This window comes from Streptomyces rhizosphaerihabitans (assembly GCF_025399795.1).
GTDB lineage: Bacteria > Actinomycetota > Actinomycetes > Streptomycetales > Streptomycetaceae > Streptomyces > Streptomyces rhizosphaerihabitans.
On the sequence record NZ_JAODTZ010000017.1, the window covers coordinates 90,787 to 113,326 of the forward strand.

Annotated in this window: 29 protein-coding genes; 25 read left to right on the forward strand and 4 right to left on the reverse strand. The window is 67.2% G+C overall.

What is annotated here, in order from left to right; all coding sequences use genetic code 11:
* The first annotated feature begins 24 nt into the window (after positions 1–24).
* From rplN to truA, 20 genes are all read left to right on the forward strand, one after another.
* Positions 25–393: a 50S ribosomal protein L14 gene (rplN, locus tag N4G66_RS19040; protein WP_003992364.1), complete on the forward strand. Its 369-nt coding sequence runs from the start codon at positions 25–27 to the stop codon at positions 391–393.
* Between the two features lie 2 nt (positions 394–395).
* The gene (gene rplX, locus N4G66_RS19045; protein WP_261705329.1) at positions 396–719 is read left to right on the forward strand and encodes a 50S ribosomal protein L24; all 324 of its coding nucleotides are present in this window, start codon (positions 396–398) and stop codon (positions 717–719) included.
* Positions 719–1,276, forward strand: coding sequence for a 50S ribosomal protein L5 (gene rplE / locus N4G66_RS19050; protein ID WP_261705330.1), 558 nt, complete (start codon positions 719–721; stop codon positions 1,274–1,276). The genes rplX and rplE overlap by 1 nt, the downstream gene beginning before the upstream one ends.
* A 5-nt stretch (positions 1,277–1,281) precedes the next feature.
* Complete coding sequence (locus N4G66_RS19055; RefSeq protein ID WP_261705331.1) at positions 1,282–1,467, forward strand: type Z 30S ribosomal protein S14; 186 nt, start codon at positions 1,282–1,284, stop codon at positions 1,465–1,467.
* Positions 1,468–1,677: 210 nt separating this feature from the next.
* Positions 1,678–2,076, forward strand: a complete 399-nt coding sequence (rpsH, locus tag N4G66_RS19060) for a 30S ribosomal protein S8 (RefSeq protein ID WP_261705332.1) — start codon at positions 1,678–1,680, stop codon at positions 2,074–2,076.
* 24 nt (positions 2,077–2,100) lie between these two features.
* Positions 2,101–2,640 carry a 50S ribosomal protein L6 gene (gene rplF / locus N4G66_RS19065; RefSeq protein ID WP_261705333.1) on the forward strand — a complete coding sequence of 180 codons (540 nt, stop codon included), beginning with the start codon at positions 2,101–2,103 and terminating at the stop codon, positions 2,638–2,640.
* 3 nt (positions 2,641–2,643) lie between these two features.
* Complete coding sequence (rplR, locus tag N4G66_RS19070; protein ID WP_261705334.1) at positions 2,644–3,027, forward strand: 50S ribosomal protein L18; 384 nt, start codon at positions 2,644–2,646, stop codon at positions 3,025–3,027.
* Between the two features lie 66 nt (positions 3,028–3,093).
* The gene (gene rpsE / locus N4G66_RS19075) at positions 3,094–3,699 is read left to right on the forward strand and encodes a 30S ribosomal protein S5 (protein WP_006376045.1); all 606 of its coding nucleotides are present in this window, start codon (positions 3,094–3,096) and stop codon (positions 3,697–3,699) included.
* A complete protein-coding gene (gene rpmD / locus N4G66_RS19080) occupies positions 3,699–3,881 on the forward strand; it encodes a 50S ribosomal protein L30 (protein ID WP_055553514.1) in 183 nt (60 codons plus the stop codon). The genes rpsE and rpmD overlap by 1 nt, the downstream gene beginning before the upstream one ends.
* A 2-nt stretch (positions 3,882–3,883) precedes the next feature.
* Entirely contained in the window at positions 3,884–4,339 is a 456-nt protein-coding gene (gene rplO, locus N4G66_RS19085; protein ID WP_189190330.1) for a 50S ribosomal protein L15, read from the forward strand.
* A gap of 243 nt (positions 4,340–4,582) precedes the next feature.
* Positions 4,583–5,896 (forward strand): preprotein translocase subunit SecY, encoded by a 1,314-nt coding sequence (gene secY, locus N4G66_RS19090; protein WP_261705335.1) that lies wholly within the window; start codon positions 4,583–4,585, stop codon positions 5,894–5,896.
* On the forward strand, positions 5,896–6,552 hold the full coding sequence (locus N4G66_RS19095) for an adenylate kinase (protein WP_261705336.1): 657 nt from the start codon (positions 5,896–5,898) through the stop codon (positions 6,550–6,552). Before secY ends, N4G66_RS19095 begins: the two co-directional genes overlap by 1 nt.
* 223 nt (positions 6,553–6,775) lie before the next feature.
* Positions 6,776–7,615, forward strand: coding sequence for a type I methionyl aminopeptidase (map, locus tag N4G66_RS19100; protein WP_261705337.1), 840 nt, complete (start codon positions 6,776–6,778; stop codon positions 7,613–7,615).
* A 234-nt stretch (positions 7,616–7,849) separates the two neighbouring features.
* Positions 7,850–8,071 (forward strand): translation initiation factor IF-1, encoded by a 222-nt coding sequence (infA, locus tag N4G66_RS19105; RefSeq protein ID WP_003948620.1) that lies wholly within the window; start codon positions 7,850–7,852, stop codon positions 8,069–8,071.
* A 68-nt stretch (positions 8,072–8,139) separates the two neighbouring features.
* Positions 8,140–8,253 (forward strand): 50S ribosomal protein L36, encoded by a 114-nt coding sequence (rpmJ, locus tag N4G66_RS19110; protein WP_003998809.1) that lies wholly within the window; start codon positions 8,140–8,142, stop codon positions 8,251–8,253.
* Between the two features lie 218 nt (positions 8,254–8,471).
* Positions 8,472–8,852, forward strand: a complete 381-nt coding sequence (rpsM, locus tag N4G66_RS19115; protein ID WP_081218901.1) for a 30S ribosomal protein S13 — start codon at positions 8,472–8,474, stop codon at positions 8,850–8,852.
* 69 nt (positions 8,853–8,921) lie between these two features.
* Positions 8,922–9,326: a 30S ribosomal protein S11 gene (rpsK, locus tag N4G66_RS19120; protein WP_006376016.1), complete on the forward strand. Its 405-nt coding sequence runs from the start codon at positions 8,922–8,924 to the stop codon at positions 9,324–9,326.
* A gap of 178 nt (positions 9,327–9,504) precedes the next feature.
* Positions 9,505–10,527, forward strand: coding sequence for a DNA-directed RNA polymerase subunit alpha (locus N4G66_RS19125; protein ID WP_003966937.1), 1,023 nt, complete (start codon positions 9,505–9,507; stop codon positions 10,525–10,527).
* Positions 10,528–10,652: 125 nt separating this feature from the next.
* Positions 10,653–11,150, forward strand: coding sequence for a 50S ribosomal protein L17 (gene rplQ, locus N4G66_RS19130; protein WP_168529668.1), 498 nt, complete (start codon positions 10,653–10,655; stop codon positions 11,148–11,150).
* 92 nt (positions 11,151–11,242) lie between these two features.
* Entirely contained in the window at positions 11,243–12,109 is an 867-nt protein-coding gene (gene truA, locus N4G66_RS19135) for a tRNA pseudouridine(38-40) synthase TruA (protein WP_261705338.1), read from the forward strand.
* A gap of 214 nt (positions 12,110–12,323) precedes the next feature.
* Here the strand turns inward: truA and N4G66_RS19140 are convergent, their stop codons facing one another.
* Positions 12,324–13,211, reverse strand: a complete 888-nt coding sequence (locus N4G66_RS19140) for a hypothetical protein (RefSeq protein WP_261705339.1) — start codon at positions 13,209–13,211, stop codon at positions 12,324–12,326.
* A 74-nt stretch (positions 13,212–13,285) separates the two neighbouring features.
* On the opposite strand from N4G66_RS19140, the gene N4G66_RS19145 reads away from it, so the two are divergent.
* From N4G66_RS19145 to glmM, 4 genes are all read left to right on the forward strand, one after another.
* A complete protein-coding gene (locus tag N4G66_RS19145) occupies positions 13,286–14,482 on the forward strand; it encodes a glycosyltransferase family 87 protein (protein WP_261705340.1) in 1,197 nt (398 codons plus the stop codon).
* A gap of 223 nt (positions 14,483–14,705) precedes the next feature.
* Entirely contained in the window at positions 14,706–15,149 is a 444-nt protein-coding gene (rplM, locus tag N4G66_RS19150) for a 50S ribosomal protein L13 (RefSeq protein ID WP_168529673.1), read from the forward strand.
* 42 nt (positions 15,150–15,191) lie between these two features.
* A complete protein-coding gene (gene rpsI / locus N4G66_RS19155) occupies positions 15,192–15,713 on the forward strand; it encodes a 30S ribosomal protein S9 (RefSeq protein ID WP_261705341.1) in 522 nt (173 codons plus the stop codon).
* Between the two features lie 196 nt (positions 15,714–15,909).
* Positions 15,910–17,268 carry a phosphoglucosamine mutase gene (gene glmM / locus N4G66_RS19160; protein WP_261705342.1) on the forward strand — a complete coding sequence of 453 codons (1,359 nt, stop codon included), beginning with the start codon at positions 15,910–15,912 and terminating at the stop codon, positions 17,266–17,268.
* A gap of 108 nt (positions 17,269–17,376) precedes the next feature.
* Here the strand turns inward: glmM and N4G66_RS19165 are convergent, their stop codons facing one another.
* The 3 genes from N4G66_RS19165 to N4G66_RS19175 form a co-directional block, all read right to left on the reverse strand.
* Positions 17,377–18,330, reverse strand: a complete 954-nt coding sequence (locus tag N4G66_RS19165) for a DUF389 domain-containing protein (RefSeq protein WP_261705343.1) — start codon at positions 18,328–18,330, stop codon at positions 17,377–17,379.
* Positions 18,331–18,382: 52 nt separating this feature from the next.
* Positions 18,383–19,372: a type I pantothenate kinase gene (gene coaA / locus N4G66_RS19170; RefSeq protein WP_261705344.1), complete on the reverse strand. Its 990-nt coding sequence runs from the start codon at positions 19,370–19,372 to the stop codon at positions 18,383–18,385.
* Between the two features lie 207 nt (positions 19,373–19,579).
* A complete protein-coding gene (locus N4G66_RS19175; protein ID WP_261705345.1) occupies positions 19,580–19,957 on the reverse strand; it encodes a hypothetical protein in 378 nt (125 codons plus the stop codon).
* A 690-nt stretch (positions 19,958–20,647) separates the two neighbouring features.
* Here N4G66_RS19175 and glmS point away from each other — a divergent pair.
* On the forward strand, positions 20,648–22,495 hold the full coding sequence (gene glmS, locus N4G66_RS19180) for a glutamine--fructose-6-phosphate transaminase (isomerizing) (protein ID WP_261705346.1): 1,848 nt from the start codon (positions 20,648–20,650) through the stop codon (positions 22,493–22,495).
* Positions 22,496–22,540 lie beyond the last annotated feature (45 nt).

Genomic DNA, 22,540 nt, shown 5'->3' on the forward strand with positions numbered 1-22,540 from the left:
CCGGCAGACAAACAGGAGATAGACGTGATCCAGCAGGAGTCGCGACTGCGTGTCGCCGACAACACTGGTGCGAAGGAAATCCTTTGCATCCGTGTGCTCGGTGGCTCCGGTCGCCGCTACGCGGGCATCGGCGACGTCATCGTCGCCACCGTCAAGGACGCGATCCCCGGCGGCAACGTGAAGAAGGGTGACGTCATCAAGGCGGTCATCGTTCGCACCGTCAAGGAGCGCCGCCGTCCGGACGGCTCGTACATTCGCTTCGACGAGAACGCCGCTGTCATTCTGAAGAACGACGGCGACCCTCGTGGCACCCGTATCTTCGGCCCGGTCGGCCGGGAGCTGCGCGAGAAGAAGTTCATGAAGATCATCTCGCTCGCGCCGGAGGTGCTGTAAGCATGAAGATCAAGAAGGGCGACCTGGTTCAGGTCATCACCGGTAAGGACAAGGGCAAGCAGGGCAAGGTCATTGCCGCTTACCCGCGCGACGAGCGCGTCCTGGTCGAGGGTGTCAACCGGGTCAAGAAGCACACCAAGGCCGGCCCGACCGCCAAGGGCTCGCAGGCCGGTGGCATCGTCACGACCGAGGCGCCCGTCCACGTCTCCAACGTCCAGCTGGTCGTTGAGAAGGACGGCAACAAGGTCGTCACGCGCGTCGGTTTCCGCTTCGACGAAGAGGGCAACAAGATCCGCGTTGCCAAGCGGACGGGTGAGGACATCTGATGACTACCACCACCACTCCGCGTCTCAAGACGAAGTACCGCGAGGAGATCGCGGGCAAGCTGCAGGAAGAGTTCTCCTACGAGAACGTCATGCAGACCCCGGGCCTCGTCAAGATCGTGGTCAACATGGGTGTCGGCGACGCCGCCCGTGACTCGAAGCTCATGGACGGTGCCGTCCGTGACCTGACCACGATCACCGGTCAGAAGCCGGCCATCACCAAGGCCCGCAAGTCCATCGCGCAGTTCAAGCTGCGTGAGGGTCAGCCGATCGGTGCCCACGTCACACTCCGTGGCGACCGCATGTGGGAGTTCCTGGACCGCACCCTGTCGCTCGCGCTTCCGCGCATCCGCGACTTCCGTGGTCTGTCCCCCAAGCAGTTCGACGGCCGTGGCAACTACACCTTCGGTCTCACGGAGCAGGTCATGTTCCACGAGATCGACCAGGACAAGATCGACCGCACCCGGGGTATGGACATCACCGTGGTGACCACGGCGACCAACGACGCTGAGGGCCGCGCGCTCCTTCGTCACCTCGGCTTCCCCTTCAAGGAGGCGTAAGCGAGATGGCGAAGAAGGCTCTGATTGCCAAGGCTGCTCGTAAGCCCAAGTTCGGTGTGCGTGGCTACACGCGCTGCCAGCGCTGCGGTCGTCCGCACTCCGTGTACCGCAAGTTCGGCCTGTGCCGCATCTGCCTTCGTGAGATGGCTCACCGTGGCGAGCTGCCGGGCGTGACCAAGAGCTCCTGGTAGTCCCTGTAATTCAGGGATCCAGGACTCTCGGTAAGTAAAGGGCTCTGTCAGGTGCCCACCTCTCCATGCCTTAGGCTAGGAGGGTTGGGCGCCTGACGCCCAGACGACTTACTACGCCGTAGGTCCCCGCACCGCACCCGTCCCGCCACTGAGTGGGGAGAGGGATGGCGCATACAGGAAACCCCGGCGAGAGAGGCCGAAGGCCAATTCATGACCATGACTGATCCCATCGCAGACATGCTTACTCGTCTGCGTAACGCGAACTCGGCGTACCACGACGATGTCGCGATGCCGCACAGCAAGATCAAGTCGCACATCGCAGAGATCCTCCAGCAGGAGGGCTTCATCACCGGCTGGAAGGTCGAGGACGCCGAGGTCGGCAAGAAGCTCGTCCTCGAGCTGAAGTTCGGCCCGAACCGTGAGCGCTCCATCGCGGGCATCAAGCGGATTTCGAAGCCTGGTCTGCGTGTGTACGCGAAGTCCACCTCCCTGCCCAGGGTGCTCGGTGGCCTCGGCGTGGCGATCATCTCCACGTCTCACGGTCTCCTCACCGACAAGCAGGCCGGCAAGAAGGGCGTAGGCGGAGAAGTTCTCGCCTACGTCTGGTAGCGGAAGGAATCGGAGGAAACAGCTATGTCGCGTATTGGCAAGCTCCCCATCACGGTTCCCGCCGGCGTGGACGTCACCATCGACGGCCGTACGGTCCAGGTGAAGGGCCCTAAGGGCGCCCTCTCCCACACCGTCGCGGCGCCGATCGAGGTCGCCAAGGGCGAGGACGGCATTCTCAATGTCACCCGCCCGAACGACGAGCGTCAGAACAAGGCCCTCCACGGCCTGTCCCGCACGCTGGTGGCGAACATGATCACCGGCGTGACCACGGGTTACGTGAAGAAGCTCGAAATCAGCGGTGTCGGTTACCGCGTCCTGGCGAAGGGCTCCAACCTGGAGTTCTCGCTCGGCTACAGCCACTCGATCACTGTCGAGGCCCCCGAAGGCATCACCTTCAAGGTCGAGAACCCGACGCGGTTCTCGGTCGAGGGCATCGACAAGCAGAAGGTCGGCGAGGTTGCGGCCAACATCCGCAAGCTGCGCAAGCCCGACCCGTACAAGGCCAAGGGCGTCAAGTACGAGGGCGAAGTCATTCGTCGCAAGGTCGGAAAGGCGGGTAAGTAAGCCATGGCATACGGTGTCAAGATTGCTAAGGGCGACGCTTACAAGCGTGCTGCCATCAAGCGTCGTCACATCCGGATCCGTAAGCACATCTCGGGTACGGCTGAGCGTCCGCGCCTGGTCGTGACGCGCTCCAACCGTCACATCGTGGCCCAGGTCATCGACGACGTTAAGGGTCACACCCTCGCGTCGGCGTCGACCCTGGACACCGCGATCCGCGGTGGCGAGGCCGACAAGTCGGCTCAGGCGAAGTCGGTCGGCGCCCTGGTCGCCGAGCGCGCCAAGGCCGCCGGTGTCGAGGCTGTCGTATTCGACCGTGGTGGCAACCAGTACGCCGGGCGCATCGCCGCCCTGGCGGACGCCGCCCGCGAAGCCGGACTCAAGTTCTGAGTCGCCCGTCGCGCTAGCGACTTCATTGTCGCTGCGTAGCTAGCGGAAAAAGAGAGAGGTAATCCAATGGCTGGACCCCAGCGCCGTGGAAGCGGTGCCGGTGGCGGCGAGCGGCGGGACCGGAAGGGCCGTGACGGCGGCGCTGCTGCCGCCGAGAAGACCGCGTACGTTGAGCGCGTTGTCGCGATCAACCGCGTCGCCAAGGTTGTGAAGGGTGGTCGTCGCTTCAGCTTCACCGCGCTTGTCGTGGTAGGCGATGGTGACGGCACCGTCGGTGTCGGTTACGGCAAGGCCAAGGAGGTGCCGGCCGCGATCGCCAAGGGTGTTGAAGAGGCCAAGAAGCACTTCTTCAAGGTCCCCCGTATCCAGGGCACCATCCCGCACCCGATCACGGGCGAGAAGGCCGCGGGCGTCGTCCTGCTCAAGCCTGCTTCCCCCGGTACCGGCGTTATCGCCGGTGGCCCGGTGCGAGCTGTCCTGGAGTGCGCCGGCGTTCACGACATCCTGTCGAAGTCGCTCGGTTCTTCCAACGCGATCAACATCGTGCACGCGACCGTGGCGGCCCTCAAGGGCCTGCAGCGTCCCGAGGAGATCGCGGCTCGCCGTGGTCTGCCCCTCGAGGACGTCGCCCCCGCGGCTCTCCTTCGTGCACGTGCCGGGGCGGGTGCGTAATGGCTCGCCTCAAGGTCACGCAGACGAAGTCGTACATCGGCAGCAAGCAGAACCACCGTGACACCCTGCGTTCCCTTGGTCTCAAGGGCATCAACACGCAGGTCGTCAAGGAGGACCGCCCCGAGTTCCGCGGAATGGTTCACACCGTCCGCCACCTCGTGACGGTCGAGGAGGTCGACTGATCATGGCGGAAAACAACCCGCTCAAGATCCACAACCTTCGTCCCGCCCCGGGCGCCAAGACCGCCAAGACCCGTGTCGGTCGTGGTGAGGCGTCGAAGGGTAAGACGGCTGGTCGTGGTACCAAGGGCACGAAGGCCCGCTACCAGGTTCCGGAGCGCTTCGAGGGTGGCCAGATGCCCCTCCACATGCGTCTTCCGAAGCTCAAGGGCTTCCGTAACCCGTTCAAGACCGAGTTCCAGGTCGTGAACCTCGACAAGCTGGGCGCGCTGTACCCGGAGGGTGGCGAGGTCACCGTCGAGGGTCTCGTCGCCAAGGGTGCCGTTCGCAAGAACAGCCTCGTCAAGGTCCTCGGCCAGGGCGAGATCTCCGTGGCGCTGCAGGTGACGGTCGACGCCGTCTCCGGCTCCGCCAAGGAGAAGATCACCGCCGCCGGCGGTACCGTCACCGAGCTCGTCTGATTTCAGCAGGCGTCTCGATGACCTGAACGATCCCGACCGGGGATGCCCCACAAAAGGGGCATCCCCGGTTGGTCGTTCCTAGGGGGGCAGTGTCGCCGGTAAGGTGGCCTGCACTGTTAATTTTCGTCCGGCGTGCCTCATGGGAACTCCGGACGGGCTTTGACTGTTGGTTAGCTGTCAGTCATCCGTCGAACCTCAAGACTCACCCTCGGACGCGGTAGCGCGGGGGTCGCAGGAGGCACCGTGCTCACCGCGTTCGCCCGGGCGTTCAGGACGCCCGACCTGCGCAAGAAGCTGCTCTTCACGCTCGGCATCGTCGTGGTCTACCGGGTCGGTACCCACATTCCGATCCCTGGCGTGGACTACAAGAATGTCCAGTCGTGCATGAATATGGCCGACACGAACCGCGGGCTGTTCAGCCTGATCAATATGTTCAGTGGCGGCGCGCTGCTGCAGATCACGATCTTCGCGCTCGGCATCATGCCGTACATCACGGCGAGCATCATCCTTCAGCTGCTCACCGTGGTGATTCCGCGACTGGAAGCCCTCAAGAAGGAGGGCTCGGCCGGTACGGCGAAGATCACGCAGTACACCCGCTATCTGACGGTCGCGCTCGCCATCCTGCAGGGCACCGGCCTGGTGGCCACCGCCCGCAGCGGCGCGCTCTTCACGGGCTGCCCCGTGGCCAACCAGATCGTGCCGGACCAGTCGATCTTCACCACCATCACGATGGTCGTCACGATGACCGCCGGTACCTGTGTCGTCATGTGGCTCGGTGAGCTCATCACCGACCGCGGCATCGGCAACGGCATGTCGATCCTCATGTTCATCTCGATCGCGGCGACCTTCCCGAGCGCGCTGTGGACCGTCAAGATCCAGGGCAAGCTGGCCGATGGCTGGATCGAGTTCGGCACGGTCATCGCCGTGGGTCTGTGCATGGTCGGCCTGGTGGTGTTCGTCGAGCAGGCGCAGCGCCGGGTTCCGGTCCAGTACGCGAAGCGCATGATCGGCCGCCGTTCGTACGGCGGCACCTCGACCTACATTCCGCTGAAGGTCAACCAGGCAGGTGTGATTCCTGTCATCTTCGCCTCGTCGCTGCTCTACATTCCGAGCCTGATCGCGCAGTTCTCGAAGAGCGATTCCGGGTGGAAAACGTGGGTCACACAGAACCTGACCAAGGGTAACCACCCGGTTTACATCGCTCTGTACTTCCTTCTGATCGTTTTCTTCGCGTTCTTCTACGTGGCGATCTCGTTCAACCCCGAGGAAGTAGCCGACAACATGAAGAAGTATGGTGGCTTCATCCCGGGCATCCGGGCTGGCCGGCCGACCGCTGAGTACCTCAGCTACGTACTCAACCGGATCACCTGGCCGGGTTCGCTGTATCTGGGGCTGATCGCTCTCGTGCCGACGGTCGCGTTGGTTGGTTTCGGGGCAAACCAGAACTTCCCGTTCGGTGGTACCAGCATCCTGATCATCGTGGGTGTCGGTCTCGAGACGGTGAAGCAGATCGAGAGTCAGCTTCAGCAGCGCAATTACGAAGGGTTCCTCCGCTGATGCGAATCGTCCTCGTCGGGCCGCCCGGTGCCGGGAAGGGAACGCAGGCCGCGTTCCTCGCCAAGAATCTGGGGATCCCGCACATCTCAACGGGCGACCTGTTCCGCGCCAACATCTCTCGGCAGACGGAACTCGGCAAGCTGGCGAAGTCCTACATGGACAAGGGCGAACTGGTGCCGGACGAGGTCACCATCGCCATGGCCAAGGACCGCATGGAGCAGCCCGACGCGGAGCACGGCTTCCTGCTCGACGGCTTCCCGCGCAACGTCTCGCAGGCCGAGGCGCTGGACGAGATGCTGAGCACCGAAGGCATGAAGCTGGACGCGGTGCTGGACCTCGAGGTCCCCGAGGACGAGGTGGTCCGCCGTATCGCGGGCCGTCGTATTTGCCGGAACGACTCGTCGCACGTCTTCCACGTGTCGTACAAGATGCCGAAGCAGGAAGGCGTCTGCGACGTCTGCGGCGGCGAGCTGTACCAGCGCGACGACGACTCCGAGGACACCGTTCGTACGCGGCTGGAGGTCTACCACACGCAGACCGAGCCGATCATCGACTACTACAAGGCCCAGGGCCTGGTCGTCACGATCCCGGCGCTCGGCAAGGTGGAAGAGGTCACGGCGCGCGCGATGGAGGCACTCTCCCGCGAGGACGCCTAGTCCGCGCGGGGTCCGCTCCGCGGTACGCAGTATCGCGGGGTGCGTGAAGCAGTACGTCGCATCGGCCGCGGCACCCTCACCGGGTGTCGCGGCCGACGTGCGAGGCGGGCGGGGCCAAGGCCCTGTGCGCCAGCCCGGGGTCCCGGACCCCGGGCGGGGTGGGTCCAGTCCCCCGTATCGTTGGAGTAGTCCGTAGTTCCGGTCCAGAAAGGCCGCAGCCACCATGGTGCAGATCAAGACCCCCGAGCAGATCGCCAAGATGCGTGAGGCGGGGCTGGTCGTCGCGGCGATCCATGCGGCCACGCGGGAGGCGGCGGTTCCCGGTGCGACCACCCGGGACCTGGACGAGGTCGCCCGCAAGGTGCTCGAGGAGCACGGCGCCAAGTCGAACTTCCTCGGGTACGGCGGTTTCCCGGCGACGATCTGCACCTCGGCCAACGAGGTGGTCGTCCACGGCATCCCGGACGACAAGACCGTCCTGAAGGACGGCGACATCATCTCCATCGACGCCGGCGCGATCGTGGACGGCTGGCACGGCGACGCCGCGTACACCGCGTTCGTGGGCACCGGCCACGCTCCGGAGCTGATCGAACTCTCCCGGGTGACCGAGGAGTCGATGTGGGCGGGCATCGCGGCCATGAAGGTGGGCAACCGGCTGGTGGACGTCTCGCGGGCCATCGAGACCTACATCCGCCGGCAGCCGAAGCCGGGCGGCGGCAAGTACGGGATCATCGAGGACTACGGCGGCCACGGCATCGGCACCGAGATGCACATGGACCCGCACCTGTTGAACTACGTCGAGCGCAAGCGCGGGAAGGGGCCGAAGCTGGTCCCCGGGTTCTGCCTCGCGATCGAGCCGATGGTGTCGCTCGGCACACCGCGGACCGATGTGCTCGAGGACGACTGGACCGTGATCACCACGGACGGGACCTGGTCCTCGCACTGGGAGCACTCCGTGGCACTGACGGCTGAGGGACCGCTGGTCCTCACCGCACCCGACTGCGGCAGGGCGAAGCTCGCGGAGTACGGGGTCACGGCAGCGCCCGATCCCCTCGCGGTCTGACGCTCGCGCTTCCCGTCCGCCCGCTTTCTCCGCCGATCGTGCGATCGGCCGGCCCCGCCCCTGGCGCATACCGCGCCGAGGGGCGGGGCATCTTCATGAGTGGCAGAGGAGGGCGGAGGTCAATTCGTCTTTCCGGGGGCCCTGACGTAGACTGACTCGTCGGCTCTCGTGCACCCGCATGTCTGCATGCGTTTGCGCGAAGTCGATCAAGGTAGTCGATTCGAAGGGCAAAGCGTGGCCAAGAAGCAAGGTGCCATCGAGATCGAGGGCACTGTCGTTGAGTCTCTTCCGAACGCGATGTTCAAGGTGGAGCTCCAGAACGGCCACCAGGTCCTGGCGCACATCAGCGGCAAGATGCGCATGCACTACATCCGCATCCTCCCTGACGACCGGGTCGTGGTGGAGTTGTCTCCGTACGACCTGACGCGTGGCCGGATCGTCTACCGCTACAAGTAGATCTTGCCTTGCTCCGTGTCCCGGTTCCGGGGCGCGGGGGGTGGCACTGACCCGGAGAACCTCACCTAATGAAGGTCAAGCCGAGCGTCAAGAAGATCTGCGACAAGTGCAGGGTGATCCGCCGTCACGGTCGGGTCATGGTCATCTGCGAAAACCCGCGCCACAAGCAGCGCCAGGGCTGACGCACGACCGCACCTTCTGCACTTCGCAGATACTTCGCGCGACGCAGCAGTACATGTTCATACGCAGGATCCAGGGCTGAGTCTCATCAGGCCTGACACCCCCGGTCGGAGGCCGGGGACCCGGTTCGTACCGAATGCTCGGTCCCTTGGATCAGAGGACGACGGCGGGCGGGATCCGGTTCTGCGGAAGACCTCCGAACGACAACTGGAGCCATTGAATGGCACGCGTTTCCGGTGTTGACATCCCGCGCGAAAAGCGTGTGGAGGTCGCCCTCACCTACGTGTTCGGCATCGGCCGGACGCTTTCCCAGCTGACGCTGGCCGAGACCGGCGTGAACCCCAACACGCGCGTTCGTGACCTCTCCGAGGAGGAGCTGGTCAAGATCCGCGAGTACGTGGACGCCAACATCAAGACCGAGGGTGACCTCCGTCGCGAGATCCAGGGCGACATTCGCCGCAAGATCGAGATCGGCTGCTACCAGGGTATTCGCCACCGCCGTGGCCTGCCCGTGCACGGTCAGCGCACCAGCACGAACGCCCGTACCCGCAAGGGCCCGCGTCGCGCGATCGCCGGCAAGAAGAAGCCGGGCAAGAAGTAGTCCTCAGCGGACAACGCTTCATCAGCGGTCTTCGCTGTAGGACCGACCACCTCCCCGTAGGAGAAATAGATGCCCCCCAAGGGTCGTCAGGGCGCTGCCAAGAAGGTGCGCCGCAAGGAAAAGAAGAACGTCGCTCACGGGCACGCTCACATCAAGAGCACGTTCAACAACACGATCGTCTCGATCACGGACCCCGCGGGCAACGTGATCTCCTGGGCCTCCGCCGGCCACGTCGGCTTCAAGGGCTCGCGCAAGTCCACCCCCTTCGCCGCGCAGATGGCCGCCGAGTCGGCCGCCCGTCGCGCGCAGGAGCACGGCATGCGCAAGGTTGACGTCTTCGTGAAGGGCCCGGGCTCCGGTCGCGAGACCGCGATCCGCTCCCTCCAGGCCACTGGCCTCGAGGTCGGCTCCATCCAGGACGTCACCCCCACCCCGCACAACGGCTGCCGTCCGCCGAAGCGCCGCCGCGTCTGACGCACGGCCGCTCGGTCGTCGTTCTCGACGGCCCTGTGCTGGTTCGAGGTTTCCGGGCGGTACGGCTCCGTAAAAGGGCCGTATCGCCCGTACCCTTGCTGTACCCGGCCTCTCGTGAGGCGCGGTTCCGTCGGGCGTCAAATAGCGGGCGTCCACGAAAGAAGGATCTGATCACCACATGCTGATCGCTCAGCGTCCCTCGTTGACCGAAGAGGTCGTCGACGAATTCCGCTCCCGGTTCGTGATCGAGCCGCTGGAGCCGGGCTTCGGCTACACCCTCGGCAACTCCCTGCGCCGCACCCTCCTCTCGTCGATCCCCGGCGCTGCTGTCACCAGCATCCGCATCGACGGTGTCCTGCACGAGTTCACCACCGTGCCGGGCGTCAAGGAGGACGTCACCGACCTGATCCTCAACATCAAGCAGCTGGTCGTCTCCTCGGAGCACGACGAGCCGGTCGTGATGTACCTGCGCAAGCAGGGCCCGGGTCTGGTCACCGCCGCCGACATCGCGCCCCCGGCCGGTGTCGAGGTCCACAACCCCGACCTCGTCCTCGCCACGCTCAACGGCAAGGGCAAGCTGGAGATGGAGCTGACCGTCGAGCGCGGTCGCGGCTACGTCTCCGCCGTCCAGAACAAGCAGGTCGGTCAGGAGATCGGGCGCATCCCGGTCGACTCGATCTACTCGCCGGTGCTGAAGGTCACGTACAAGGTCGAGGCGACCCGTGTCGAGCAGCGCACCGACTTCGACAAGCTGATCGTCGACGTCGAGACCAAGCAGGCCATGCGTCCCCGTGACGCCATGGCGTCGGCCGGCAAGACCCTGGTCGAGCTGTTCGGTCTGGCCCGCGAGCTCAACATCGACGCCGAGGGCATCGACATGGGCCCGTCCCCCACGGACGCCGCCCTCGCCGCTGATCTCGCCCTGCCGATCGAGGAGCTCGAGCTCACCGTTCGGTCGTACAACTGCCTCAAGCGTGAGGGCATCCACTCCGTGGGTGAGCTCGTCGCCCGCTCCGAGGCCGACCTCCTGGACATCCGCAACTTCGGTGCGAAGTCCATCGACGAGGTCAAGGCGAAGCTGGCCGGCATGGGCCTGGCCCTCAAGGACAGCCCGCCCGGATTCGACCCGACCGCCGCCGCCGACGCCTTCGGCGCCGACGACGACGCGGACGCGGGTTTCGTGGAGACCGAGCAGTACTGAGCCAGTACTGGGACGGCTTCCGTCCTCCGGGGTCCTTCGGGACCCCGGATCTTCGACGGGCAATCGCCCGCTCGGACACTGTCCCCGGTACCTGATACGGCCGGGGCAGACACCTAGGAGAAACCATGCCGAAGCCCGCCAAGGGTGCCCGTCTGGGCGGCAGTGCCGCGCACGAGAAGCTGCTCCTCGCGAACCTCGCGAAGTCGCTCTTCGAGCACGGCCGCATCACCACCACCGAGGCCAAGGCCCGTCGCCTGCGTCCCTACGCGGAGCGTCTGGTCACCAAGGCGAAGAAGGGTGACCTTCACAACCGCCGTCAGGTGCTCTCGGTGATCACGGACAAGAGCATCGTGCACACGCTCTTCACCGAGATCGGCCCGCGTTACGAGAACCGCCCGGGTGGCTACACCCGTATCACCAAGATCGGTAACCGCCGTGGCGACAACGCGCCCATGGCTGTCATCGAGCTGGTGGAGGCCCTGACCGTGGCCCAGCAGGCCACCGGTGAGGCCGAGGCGGCCACCAAGCGTTCCGCCAAGGACGCCGAGGCTCCGGCCAAGGTCGAGGACACCAAGGTCGAGGACGCCGCCGAGGCTCCCGCCGAGGAGTCGAAGGACGCCTGAGGCACTGCCTTGCTGTGAGCGGGTCCGTCCCTTTCGGGGCGGGCCCGCTTTCGCGTTGCCGGGGACGAGCCCGGGCTTGAGAGGATCTAGGTGTGAGTGACGAAGCGGAGCCCGGGTTCGTACGGGTGCGGTTGGATCTGTCGTACGACGGGAGCGAGTTCTCCGGGTGGGCCAAGCAGGCCGGAGGGCGCAGGACCGTGCAGGGCGAGATCGAGGACGCGCTGCGGACGGTGACGCGGACGAGGGACACCACGTACGAGCTGACCGTGGCCGGGCGGACCGACGCCGGCGTGCACGCGCGCGGCCAGGTGGCCCACGTCGACCTGCCCGAGGAACTGTGGGCCGAGCACCGCGAGAAGCTGCTGAAGCGGCTCGCCGGGCGGCTGGCGAAGGACGTACGGGTGTGGTCGATGACCGAGGCGCCCGCAGGGTTCAACGCGCGCTTCTCGGCGGTCTGGCGGCGCTATGCCTACCGCGTCACCGACGAACCCGGTGGCGTCGACCCGCTGCTGCGCAGTCATGTCCTGTGGCACGACTGGCCGTTGGACGTGGACGCCATGAACGAGGCGGCCGGGCGGCTGCTGGGGGAGCACGACTTCGCCGCCTACTGCAAGAAGCGCGAGGGCGCGACGACCATCCGTACGCTCCAGGAACTGAGCCTGGTGCGCGGTGCGGACGGCGTCATCACCGCCACCGTGCGGGCCGACGCCTTCTGCCACAACATGGTGCGGTCGCTGATCGGGGCCCTGCTGTTCGTGGGGGACGGGCACCGCGGACCCGAGTGGCCGGGGAAGGTGCTCGCCGCCGGCGTACGGGATTCGGCCGTCCATGTCGTACGGCCGCACGGGCTGACGCTCGAAGAAGTCGGTTACCCCACGGACGAGTTGCTGGCCGCGCGGAACAAGGAGGCGCGGAACAAGCGGACGTTGCCGGGAGCGGCCGGGTGCGAGACCTGCTGACACCCGCCGTGTCCGCCGGGGGCGATGCCTCGGCTGATAGCGCGTCAACCGGGAGTGCTGTGCTGTGCTCTCACCCGAGAGTGCCTCAACTGCCGGTCGCCGGGATCCACTTGACGAGGGTGATCGATCGCGGACGGGCGGACGGGCGTGGAGGAGCGGGTGAAGGCGGCGGAGCGGGGCGGCGGCCGGTGTTCGTCGGCCGCCGCCGGAACCGCTACTGGTTGGCCGCGGCCGACGCCTGGGCCTGGCCGCGCCGGCTGATCTGACGGAAGGTGAACTCCGCGAGATCGTCGCCGGTCGTGAACACCGCGGTGTCCTTCGCCGTCACGTCCTTGCCGTCGGTGAAACCGGAGAGGGTGAAGTAGGCGTAACGGCCGTAGGCGTTGGTGGTCGAACGGCAGACGGCCGAGTCGCAGAACGCCTTGATGCCGTTGCCGGGGAGCGAGGCGATGATGCTCTTGTTGTCCGCGTCGCCCTTGGCCTTGGTCGCCTCGGCCTCGGTGTCGAAGACCGCGACGCCGACTGTCACCGCCACCCCGTCCTTGACGTAGGTGACGCGCAGGAAGCGGGTGCAGCCGTCCTTTTTGAGGACCGGCGGCAGCGTGCCCTTCGCGGCCGAGGCGCAGTTCTTCGTGTCGGCCGTCGGACCCTTGCGGTACACACGGTCGCCCATGGTGAGCTGCGTACCGGGGAAGAGGATGTCCGGGCTCAGCGGCGCCGTGTCCTTCTGCGCGCTGGCTATGAACTGCTTCGGATCCAGCGGCGGCGGAGCCGAGGTCGGCGCGAAGGACGGAGCCGGTGTCGTGGCACCCGGGATGTCCGCGCTGGCGGGCAGCTTGGACGGTTCGTTCCCCGCCTGGTTGTTCCCGTTCGCGTTGGCGACGGCCATGGCCACGGCCGCGCCGACCGCGACGGTGGCCAGGGCCCCGCCCACGATGAACAGCACTTTGCGGCGCCTGTTGCGCGTTTCGGAAGCCTCTGCCATTGCGGCCCAGTCGGGATTCCCGCCGGACCGCTGATTGCCCCACTGAGGCGGTTGCTGAGACCCCGGCTTCCAGGGGTCCCACGGGGGCTGCCCCTGCCCACCCTGCCCATAACTCATGCGCCGCATCTTAGACGGGCGTTGGGGGGTGCCGGTCCGCTCCACCGGGCACTTGAGCCCCTAGCGTGACCTGAATGCTGACGGGCAAAAGTGACATCTCAGGGTGGTTGGTACGTAGGGCCTCCTGGCACGCGTGGGCGGTGTCGGGCGCGGTGCTGTGCGCGCATGTCGTGGGCGTCGCGCGCCGCAGTGCGGCAGGAGGGATGGACAACGCGATCGTCGTACGGGCCGCGCGTACCTGGCTGGACGGCGGCTCGCCCTATGCCGACCGGCACTTCCTCTATTTCCCGAGCGCGGTGCTCGCCGCGGTGCCGCAGACGCTGCTCCCGGCGTACGCGCTGCGGGTGCTGGTGCCGCTGACCGTGACGGCGCTGCTGGTGGCGGGCTGGGCCTGGGCGCTACGGGTCCACGGGGTCCCCTGGCGCAGCCGCCTCGGGGTGCTCGGCCCCGCCGCGCTGGCGCTGGGCTTCGCGCCCTTCGGGCACCTGGTCTCGCTCGGCAACTGGACCGTGACCGCCGCCGCGGCGCTGCCCCTCGCCCTGCTGCTGGCCGCCCGGGAGCGGTGGGGGTGGGCCGGTGTGGTCATCGGCGCTGCCCTCGCCCTGAAGCCGCTGCTCGCACCGGCGGCGCTGCTCTTCCTCTTCGCGCGCCGCTGGCGGGGACTGGCCGCGGTGGTTCTGGTGCCGGCGCTGGTGTCCGGCGGGGCGGCGCTGCTGATGCCCGATCCTGCGGCGTTCGTCACACGGACGCTGCCGTTCCTGCTGCGGAGCCACGACGGCTTCGTCCGCCTTTACGAGGCTTCCCCGGTGGCGGTGCTGCCGCGGCTGGGGGTGCCGTCCTGGGTGGCGGTGCCGCTCGCCTGCGCTGTGGCGGGTGCCGGGGTCCTGGGCGCGTACCGCCGCTGGTCTCGCGGTGTTCCCGGGCCGCTGCGGCTTGTTGAGACCGCGGTGCTGCTGATGCTCTCGGCGTTCCTGGTGTCCCGGCCGTCGTACGACCACTATCTGCTCGTCGTGGTGCCGCTGCTGCTCGCGGGGCTGCCGTATCCCGGTTCGGCGGCCCGTGGGCCCTGGTTCTGGCTGGCGCTGGTGCCGCAGGTGCCCGGCGCCGACTGGCCCTGGCTGGAAGCGGTGACCCGACGTTCCTTCCGGGACTGCTTTACCCTGTGTGTATTGACTGCATCGGTGGCGCTCCGGCGTCCCCGGCATCTGCCGCTCGGCGGCCCCGACCACTTTGTCGCTCCGCGACAGGGAAGACAGGCCACGAGGGTGTGAGCACTCGCGTTTTGACCCTTCAGGGGCACCGCGGGTAAGCTTGCAGTTCGTTATGTGTATTGGCTTGCTCATTCTCACGTGAGGGGCCCTTACACCGGTCCACCGGGGCTGATGACCAGCGATCTGCACGCGGTATGCGTCACCGCAGTGCGGTCAGGGCTGTCGTGATCGTCCGTGGTGGCCATGTCAGGACCCACTCACTGAAGAAGCGAAGGCTACGACCGTGCGTACGTACAGCCCCAAGCCCGGCGACATCACTCGCCAGTGGTACGTCATCGACGCCCAGGATGTCGTCCTGGGTCGTCTGGCGACCACTGCCGCGAACATTCTGCGCGGCAAGCACAAGCCGATCTACGCGCCCCACGTCGACGCTGGTGACTTCGTCATCATCATCAACGCCGACAAGGTGCACCTCTCCGGCAACAAGAAGACCCAGAAGCTGGCGTACCGCCACTCCGGTTACCCGGGTGGTCTGCGCTCCGTCCGTTACGACGAGCTGCTGGCGAAGAACCCCGAGAAGGCCGTCGAGAAGGCCATCAAGGGCATGGTTCCCAAGAACACCCTGGGTCGCCAGGTGCTCTCGAAGCTGAAGGTCTACGCGGGCGAGAACCACCCGCACGCTGCGCAGCAGCCGGTCCCGTTCGAGATCACCCAGGTCGCGCAGTAGTTCCGGCCACCCCCTAAGACATAAAGAAATCTGAGGAGAATCGTGGCCGAGACCACCGTTGAGCAGCCGGTCGAAGAGACTGAGCTCGTCGACATCGAGAGCTACACCACCGAGTCCGAGGTGCCCGTCGAGGGCGAGTACACCTCGGAGTCGCTCGAAGGCCGCTTCGGCGACCCGCAGCCGGCCGCCGGCCTGGGCCGTCGCAAGAACGCCATCGCCCGCGTCCGGATCGTCCCGGGCACCGGCAAGTGGAAGATCAACGGTCGCACCCTTGAGGACTACTTCCCCAACAAGGTGCACCAGCAGGAAGTCAACGAGCCCTTCAAGGTGCTCGAGCTCGACAACCGCTACGACGTCGTCGCCCGCATCTCGGGTGGTGGCGTCTCGGGTCAGGCCGGTGCCCTGCGCCTCGGCGTGGCCCGTGCGCTGAACGAGGCCGACGTGGACAACAACCGCGGCGCCCTCAAGAAGGCCGGCTTCCTCAAGCGCGACGACCGTGCGGTCGAGCGCAAGAAGGCCGGTCTCAAGAAGGCCCGTAAGGCCCCGCAGTACAGCAAGCGTTAATCTTCGCTGCTTGCTTCTGCGCGTCAGTACGCGTAGCTCCGAACGCCCCGGCGGCACACCACAGTGCCGCCGGGGCGTTCGTTTATCACATTGGTTGGGCGTATAACGGCACAAGGTGCTCAAAGGCTCATGTGATCGGATGACCTCCGTATCCTTCGGGGGAAATTCGTACTCTGCAGCTTTCTCAGGAGGACAAGTGGGACGACTCTTCGGCACGGACGGCGTGCGCGGTGTCGCCAACGCGGATCTGACGGCCGAGCTCGCGCTCGGGCTTTCCGTGGCAGCGGCACACGTACTCGCCGAGGCGGGCACGTTCGAAGGCCACCGGCCCGTCGCGGTGGTCGGGCGGGATCCGCGCGCGTCCGGGGAGTTCCTGGAGGCTGCGGTGGTCGCCGGCCTCGCCAGCGCCGGTGTGGACGTCCTGCGTGTCGGTGTGCTGCCCACCCCTGCGGTGGCCCATCTCACCGGCGTACTGGGCGCCGACCTCGGTGTGATGCTCTCCGCCAGCCACAACGCCATGCCCGACAACGGCATCAAGTTCTTCGCCCGCGGCGGGCACAAGCTCGCCGACGAGCTGGAGGACCGGATCGAGGGCGTCTACGAGGAGCACCGCACCGGCGCTCCCTGGGACCGTCCGACCGGTTCCGGCGTCGGCCGGGTGAACTCCTACGACCAGGGCTTCGACCAGTACGTCGCCCACCTCATGGGTGTTCTCCCGAACCGCCTCGACGGTCTGAAGGTCGTCCTCGACGAGGCGCACGGCGCGGCCGCCCGGGTCTCGCCCGAGGCCTTCGCGCTGGCCGGTGCCGAGATCATCACGATCGGCGCGGAGCCCGACGGGCTCAACATCAACGACGGTTGCGGCTCCACCCACCTGGAGCTTCTCAAGGCCGCCGTCGTCGAGCACGGCGCCGACCTCGGCATCGCGCACGACGGCGACGCCGACCGCTGCCTCGCCGTGGACCACACGGGTGACGAGATCGACGGCGACCAGATCCTGGCCGTTCTCGCGCTGGCGATGCGGGAGCGTTCCGCACTGCGCTCCGACACCGTTGTCGCGACGGTCATGTCCAACCTGGGATTCAAGCTCGCCATGGAGCGCGAGGGCCTGGCCTTCGTCCAGACGGGGGTCGGCGACCGCTATGTCCTGGAGGAGATGAAGCGGCACGGCTACGCCCTCGGCGGCGAGCAGTCCGGGCACGTCATCATCCTCGACCACGCCACCACCGGCGACGGCACGCTGACCGGCCTGCTGCTCGCCGCGCGGGTCGCCCAGACCGGCCGTACGCTCCGGGACCTCGCCTCGGTCATGGAGCGCCTGCCGCAGGTCCTCATCAACGTGCCCGACGTCGACCGGTCGCGGGTGAACTCCTCTGCCGAGCTGGCCACCGCCGTGGCCGACGCCGAGCGTGAACTCGGCACCACCGGACGGGTGCTGCTGCGCCCCTCCGGCACCGAGCCGCTCGTCCGTGTCATGGTCGAGGCCGCCGACATCGACCACGCCCGTTCGGTGGCCGCCCGCCTCGCCGACGCGGTGAAGTCGGCGCTCGGCTAGGACAGGTCCTGATCTCTCCGCCCACAGCCGTGAGGCCCGGCACCCCTGGAAAGCGCCAGGGGTGCCGGGCCTCACGGTTGTGGGCGGCGGGCGCCGCCGGACGGGCTGTCACCGGGCGGGGTCCGGCCGGACGACCTGCCGCTTGCGCTGCATCGCCCAGAACCACTTCTGGGCGAGCAGTGTGAGCGTGCCGGCCACCACGATGCCGAGCAGGTTGAACAGCAGCTGCTTGGTGGATCCCCAGGTCTGGGCGTAGTCCGTGTAGCTGAGGGCCACGGCGGCGTTCGCGGCGGCCGGGACCGTGGTCACCGAGATCGCGACGCCGATCAGGGCGCCGGACTTGGCGGAGGTGAGGGACAGCGTTCCGGCGATTCCGGCGAGGAACGCCACCACGAACGACATCCAGTCCGGCTTCCAGATGAACGCCGTGTTCGGCCGGGCCGCCTCCACCATGGACTTGTCGAACAGCCCGAAGACGTCCATCAGCCAGCTGAAGCCCGCGGTCATGACCATCGCGGCCGCGAAACCGGCGAGCAGTGCCCACAGGGACCGCCACACCAGGTGCGGGGCCCGCTGCACCAGCGCCGTGCAGATGCCGGCCAGCGGCCCGAACTCCGGGCCCACGGCCATCGCGCCGACGATCAGGATCGCGTTGTCGAGCATCACACCGCAGGCCGCCAGCATCGTGGCCACGGTGAGGAACGCGAGATAGGTGACGTTGAGCGTCGACTCCTCATGCGTCGCGTCCCGCAGCTGCTCCCACAGCACCGCGTCCGCGCCCTCGCCGGGGGCCTCCTCCTCCGCCCGGTCGGCCCGCTCCGACAGCGACAGCTCGATGGTCTCGACGGCGATCGACCCGGTCCGGTCGAGCCCCGACTCCCGCAGCGCGCCGATGAGTTCGTCGCCCGCCTCGCGCGCGACGTCGCACATCACGACATCGCCCGCCGGATCGCGGGCGGCACCCGGGAGCACGACGAGGTGCGTCGTGCCGACCGTCTTCTCGATCAGGCGTACTACGTCCTCGGTGCGGTCGGCAGGAGTGATCAGGCGCAGGTGCAGCATGGCCGCAGACTAGTCGTACGTACGGGACGGCCGTACGGGACGGCCGTCGGGACTACAGTTTCCGCAGGCTCAGGCGCTGCACCTTGTGGTCCGGGCCCTTGCGTACGACGAGGGTCGCCCGGCCGCGGGTGGGGGCCACGTTCTCCAGCAGGTTCGGCTTGTTGATGGTGCGCCAGGTCGTACGGGCGTAGTCGAGGGCCTCGTCCTCCGAGACCTGGGTGTACCTGCGGAAGTACGAGTCCGGTTTCTGGAAGGCCGTCGCGCGGAGTTTGCCGAAGCGGTTCAGGTACCAGCGCTCGATGTCCTCGGGGCGGGCGTCGACGTACACACTGAAGTCGAAGTAGTCCGCCAGGCCGACGCGGGTGCGGCCGTCCTTGCCGGGCAGCGCAGGCTGCAGCACGTTCAGGCCCTCGACGATGAGGATGTCGGGACGGCGGACCGTGAGCCGCTCGCCGGGCACGATGTCGTAGATCAGGTGCGAGTAGACGGGTGCCGTCACCTCGTCCTTGCCTGCCTTGATGTCGGCGACGAACCGGGTCAGGGCCCGGCGGTCGTACGACTCGGGGAAGCCCTTGCGGGACATCAGCCCGCGCGCTTCGAGTTCCTTGGTGGGGAGCAGGAAGCCGTCCGTGGTGACCAGCTCGACGCGGGGGTGCTCGGGCCAGCGGGAGAGCAGGGCCTGGAGCAGCCTGGCGACGGTGGACTTGCCGACGGCCACGGAACCGGCGACGCCTATGACGAACGGGGTGCCGGACTGCGAGCCCTTCTCACCGAGAAAGGTGTTCAGCGCGCCCCTGAGCCCGTCCGTGGCGCCGACGTACAGATTCAGCAGTCTGGACAGCGGCAGATAGATGTCCCGCACCTCGTCGAGGTCGATGACATCGCCCAGGCCGCGCAGCTTCTCGAGCTCCTCGGCGTTCAGCGTGAGCGGCGTCTTCTCGCGCAGCGCGCTCCACTCGGCGCGGGTGAGATCGACGTAGGGAGTCGCCTCCGGCTTTGACCGGTGGGCGCTCCGCGGCAACGGGGAGACCGGAGAGATCACAGTCCATTGTTAACGGAGTTTGAACAAGGTGGTAGGTGGGGTGCGTCACGCGCCGCTCTCCGCGGTTGCTGCACCCCGCCGGCGCGACCCACCGCCCGGCGTGTGACGGAGCGGTGCGGGTGGCCGCGTCCCGGTGACAGGGACGCGGCCATCCGCTCACGTCACCGAGGTCCGGGCCGGCCGCGGGCCGGTGGCCTCAGGGCCGGTCTACTCGTTGAACCACTCGGAGAACTTGCAGGCCTCACCGCCTTGCCAACAGACCTCCATCTGGTAACTGGCGAGCTGGCCGATGTTGTAGCCCTTCTTGTCGCAGCCGTTGTCGCCACCGTCGTCGAGGGACATCGCCACCGACGTCAGCCCGCTGGCGTTCCGGACCCACAGGATTCCCGTCACGCCATGGCCGTCGGCCTTGGTGTCACAGACCTGGAATACGTCGCCGTCATCGATGAACTTCATGTAGCCGCGGCCATTGGCGAGGTTGATCTGCTTGTTGCTGGTGGCCTGGGCCGGAGACGACAGGGCGACCATCAGGCCGGCGGTTGCCGCGCCGATCATGGCCATGCGGCTGAACTTGGACTTGGTCACTGTTATTCCTCTCTTCGCGGGGCATGGGAAAGCCCCGAATGTGACGGGAGAAACACGCCCTTGCGGGAAAGAATTCAGCGATCGCCGCCATGGCATTTCGCCTCGTTCATATGCGCCCGCGTCAATGTCGCGCCAGTTCCACCGGATGCCGTTTCAAGCTGAAGGCACCGGCATGGGAACTCGCGTGCTTCGAGGTGATGGCCTGGCCGAGAGGGCGATCGCCTTGGCGTGCCGGTCGATCGGCGGAGAATTTCCTAATTCGCCCACGACGGTGCGCCGTGGCCGAGCCCGTCGGCCCGCACCGCGATCCCTGCAAGGGAGTCGTGATCGGAGAACTCATGGGGGTTCAGGCGGCTTTGAAAGCGAGAGACCTGGCTGTGCCGACCGTCCGAACGCCGCAAAAGGGCAGGCGTGAGATATACGGCGTGCAGGTGCTGAGACATGAAAGATCCCTCCCCGTAGCGACATTGATCCCCCGGTCGCCGACCGGTCTGCGCGAGAGCGGATCTGGTCATGATCCGTTCAGCGCCGTGTCAGGTTATGCACGCGTGTTCTATTCGTCAAGAGGTATTCGGAGTTACCGCCAGGCGTCCGTCGGATGTCCGCTGCGCGTTTGTGTCAAGGGTGGAATTTCCGATTCCGGGCACGCTGCGGCCCTTTCCGGCGGGCGGTGGCGCTTAGGCTCCGAGCATGTGTGGAATCGTGGGATACGTGGGGCCGCAGTCGGCGCTCGATGTCGTGATGGCCGGATTGAAGCGGCTGGAATACAGGGGTTATGACTCGGCGGGCGTCGCCGTGCCGGCGGACGGCGGGCTGGCCGCGGCCAAGCGGGCCGGGAAGCTGGCCAACCTGGAGAAGGAACTGGCCGAGCGGCCGTTGCCGAACGGTGCGACGGGCATCGGGCACACCCGCTGGGCCACGCACGGCGGGCCGACGGACGCCAACGCCCATCCGCATCTCGACAACGCGGGGCGCGTCGCCGTCGTGCACAACGGGATCATCGAGAACTTCGCCGCCCTGCGGGCCGAGCTGGCGGAACGCGGCCACGAGCTGACCTCCGAGACCGACACCGAGGTGGTCGCCCACCTGCTCGCCGAGGAGTTCTCCTCCTGCGCGGACCTGGCGGAGGCGATGCGGCTGGTGTGCCGACGCCTGGAGGGTGCGTTCACGCTGGTCGCCGTGCACGCGGACGAGCCGGATGTGGTGGTCGGGGCGCGTCGGAACTCGCCGCTCGTCGTCGGCGTCGGCGAGGGCGAGGCCTTTCTCGCCTCGGACGTCGCCGCGTTCATCGCCCACACCCGCTCCGCGATCGAACTGGGGCAGGACCAGGTGGTCGAACTGCGCCGCGACGGCGTGACCGTCACCGGGTTCGACGGCAGCCCCGCCGAGGTCCGCTCGTACCACGTCGACTGGGACGCGTCGGCGGCGGAGAAGGGCGGCTACGACTACTTCATGCTCAAGGAGATCGCCGAGCAGCCCAAGGCGGTCGCCGACACCCTGCTGGGACGGATCGACGCGGCGGGCTCGCTGTCGCTCGACGAGGTGCGCATCCCGGTCCAGGTGCTGCGGGAGGTCGACAAGGTCGTCATCGTCGCCTGCGGAACCGCCTTCCACGCAGGGCTGATCGCCAAGTACGCCATCGAGCACTGGACGCGCATCCCGTGCGAGGTGGAGCTGGCCAGCGAGTTCCGCTACCGGGACCCGATCCTGGACCGCCGTACGCTCGTCATCGCGATCTCGCAGTCCGGCGAGACGATGGACACGCTGATGGCGCTGCGGCACGCCCGCGAGCAGGGCGCCAGGGTGCTGGCGATCTGCAACACCAACGGCTCGACGATCCCGCGCGAGTCCGACGCGGTGCTGTACACGCACGCCGGCCCCGAGGTCGCCGTCGCCTCCACCAAGGCGTTCCTGACCCAGCTCGTGGCCTGCTATCTGGTGGCGCTGTACCTGGGCCAGGTGCGCGGCACCAAGTGGGGCGACGAGATCCAGGCCGTGATCCGGGAGCTGTCACGCATCTCCCGCGAGGTCGAGCGGGTCCTGGAGACCATGGAGCCGGTACGGGAGCTCGCGCGCTCCCTCGCCCACAAGGACACCGTGCTGTTCCTCGGGCGGCACGTGGGCTATCCGGTCGCGCTCGAAGGCGCCCTGAAGCTCAAGGAATTGGCGTACATGCACGCCGAGGGCTTCGCGGCGGGCGAGCTGAAGCACGGCCCGATCGCGCTGATCGAGGAGGACATGCCGGTGGTCGTCGTGGCCCCCTCGCCGCGCGGGCGCTCGGTCCTGCACGACAAGATCGTCTCCAACATCCAGGAGATCAGGGCCCGGGGCGCCCGCACGATCGTCATCGCGGAGGAGGGCGACGAGGCGGTCGTACCGTACGCCGACCACCTCATCCGCATCCCCGCCACACCCACCCTCCTCCAGCCGCTGGTTTCCACCGTCCCCCTGCAGGTGTTCGCCTGCGAACTGGCGACGGCCCGGGGCAACGAGGTGGACCAGCCGCGCAACCTGGCGAAGTCGGTGACGGTGGAGTGAGCGGCGCCGCAGCGTGAGTCCGTGCCGCGGCCCCGCCCTCTAGGG

Bases quoted from the DNA above. Each gene is read 5' to 3' on its own strand.
- rplX (WP_261705329.1), top strand. From the start codon at position 396: ATGAAGATCAAGAAGGGCGACCTGGTTCAGGTCATCACCGGTAAGGAC.
- rplE (WP_261705330.1), top strand. From the start codon at position 719: ATGACTACCACCACCACTCCGCGTCTCAAGACGAAGTACCGCGAGGAG.
- N4G66_RS19055 (WP_261705331.1), top strand. From the start codon at position 1,282: ATGGCGAAGAAGGCTCTGATTGCCAAGGCTGCTCGTAAGCCCAAGTTC.
- rpsH (WP_261705332.1), top strand. From the start codon at position 1,678: ATGACCATGACTGATCCCATCGCAGACATGCTTACTCGTCTGCGTAAC.
- rplF (WP_261705333.1), top strand. From the start codon at position 2,101: ATGTCGCGTATTGGCAAGCTCCCCATCACGGTTCCCGCCGGCGTGGAC.
- rplR (WP_261705334.1), top strand. From the start codon at position 2,644: ATGGCATACGGTGTCAAGATTGCTAAGGGCGACGCTTACAAGCGTGCT.
- rpsE (WP_006376045.1), top strand. From the start codon at position 3,094: ATGGCTGGACCCCAGCGCCGTGGAAGCGGTGCCGGTGGCGGCGAGCGG.
- rpmD (WP_055553514.1), top strand. From the start codon at position 3,699: ATGGCTCGCCTCAAGGTCACGCAGACGAAGTCGTACATCGGCAGCAAG.
- rplO (WP_189190330.1), top strand. From the start codon at position 3,884: ATGGCGGAAAACAACCCGCTCAAGATCCACAACCTTCGTCCCGCCCCG.
- N4G66_RS19095 (WP_261705336.1), top strand. From the start codon at position 5,896: ATGCGAATCGTCCTCGTCGGGCCGCCCGGTGCCGGGAAGGGAACGCAG.
- map (WP_261705337.1), top strand. From the start codon at position 6,776: ATGGTGCAGATCAAGACCCCCGAGCAGATCGCCAAGATGCGTGAGGCG.
- rpmJ (WP_003998809.1), top strand. From the start codon at position 8,140: ATGAAGGTCAAGCCGAGCGTCAAGAAGATCTGCGACAAGTGCAGGGTG.
- rpsM (WP_081218901.1), top strand. From the start codon at position 8,472: ATGGCACGCGTTTCCGGTGTTGACATCCCGCGCGAAAAGCGTGTGGAG.
- rpsK (WP_006376016.1), top strand. From the start codon at position 8,922: ATGCCCCCCAAGGGTCGTCAGGGCGCTGCCAAGAAGGTGCGCCGCAAG.
- N4G66_RS19125 (WP_003966937.1), top strand. From the start codon at position 9,505: ATGCTGATCGCTCAGCGTCCCTCGTTGACCGAAGAGGTCGTCGACGAA.
- rplQ (WP_168529668.1), top strand. From the start codon at position 10,653: ATGCCGAAGCCCGCCAAGGGTGCCCGTCTGGGCGGCAGTGCCGCGCAC.
- N4G66_RS19140 (WP_261705339.1), bottom strand. From the start codon at position 13,211: ATGAGTTATGGGCAGGGTGGGCAGGGGCAGCCCCCGTGGGACCCCTGG.
- N4G66_RS19145 (WP_261705340.1), top strand. From the start codon at position 13,286: ATGCTGACGGGCAAAAGTGACATCTCAGGGTGGTTGGTACGTAGGGCC.
- N4G66_RS19165 (WP_261705343.1), bottom strand. From the start codon at position 18,330: ATGCTGCACCTGCGCCTGATCACTCCTGCCGACCGCACCGAGGACGTA.
- glmS (WP_261705346.1), top strand. From the start codon at position 20,648: ATGTGTGGAATCGTGGGATACGTGGGGCCGCAGTCGGCGCTCGATGTC.